This window comes from Pseudomonas meliae (genome assembly GCF_001400515.1).
GTDB classification, from domain to species: Bacteria; Pseudomonadota; Gammaproteobacteria; order Pseudomonadales; family Pseudomonadaceae; genus Aquipseudomonas; species Aquipseudomonas amygdali.
The window spans coordinates 1-1,149 of record NZ_LJQT01000287.1; the positions used below are offsets into that span (position 1 = coordinate 1).

Genomic DNA, 1,149 nt, shown 5'->3' on the forward strand with positions numbered 1-1,149 from the left:
GCACTAACGAGTGCATTTAACGAAGAATTTTCGGGCTTTACACGTTTTGTCCCGGAATATCTTTTATCGCCTGAACGGCACGAAAGGTGCTTTAAACCAGGGGATTGCGTGGTTTTTGCTTAAAAAACCTTTCAATCCCAAGGCCACTACCCCTACTCGCTGGCGGAGGATTGCCGTATAACGGCAACAATCGCGTATCTGGCAACAAAGGACCCACAATAAAAGCTGATGAAAACTCCTAAACGCATTGAACCCCTGATCGAAGACGGTCTGGTCGACGAGGTGCTGCGCCCGCTCATGAGTGGTAAAGAGGCAGCTGTTTATGTGGTGCGCTGTGGCAATGAGCTGCGGTGTGCCAAGGTTTACAAGGAGGCTAACAAACGCAGTTTCCGTCAGGCGGCCGAGTATCAGGAAGGCCGCAAGGTACGCAACAGTCGCCAGGCCCGGGCCATGGCCAAGGGCTCGAAGTTCGGGCGCAAGGAAACCGAAGACGCCTGGCAGAACGCCGAAGTGGCTGCACTGTTTCGTCTGGCCAGCGCGGGTGTTCGGGTGCCCAAGCCGTACGACTTCCTGGAAGGCGTACTGCTCATGGAACTGGTGGCCGACGAGTATGGCGACGCTGCGCCGCGTCTGAACGATGTGGTGCTGGAGCCGGATCAGGCACGCGAGTATCACGCGTTCCTGATCGAGCAGATCGTGCTGATGCTGTGTTCCGGTCTGGTGCACGGTGACCTTTCCGAGTTCAACGTGCTGCTGGCACCGTCCGGCCCGGTCATCATCGACTTGCCGCAAGCAGTCGACGCCGCGGGCAACAACCACGCGTTCAGCATGCTGGAGCGTGACGTTGGCAACATGGCGCTGTACTTCGGCCGCTTCGCGCCGGAACTCAGAAAGACCAAATACGCCAAGGAAATGTGGTCGTACTACGAGGCAGGCACTTTGTCGCCCGCCACGGTGCTGACTGGTGAGTTCGACGAGCCGGAGGACGAAGCCGATGTGGGCGGCGTACTGCGCGAAATCGAAGCCGCCCGTCTCGACGAGGCTCGCCGTCAGGCAGCTCGTGCGGCAGACGATGCGCCACCGAGCAAATCCATCGAAGAACCACCGCCGCCGTGGATGCAGTAAAGCTTTTGTGGGAGCGAGCTTGCT

General features: G+C 58.4%; 1 protein-coding gene. It reads left to right on the forward strand.

Annotated features, from left to right (window positions below):
• Positions 1-228 precede the first annotated feature (228 nt).
• Entirely contained in the window at positions 229-1,125 is an 897-nt protein-coding gene (locus ALO64_RS13360) for a PA4780 family RIO1-like protein kinase (RefSeq protein WP_044345594.1), read from the forward strand.
• Positions 1,126-1,149 lie beyond the last annotated feature (24 nt).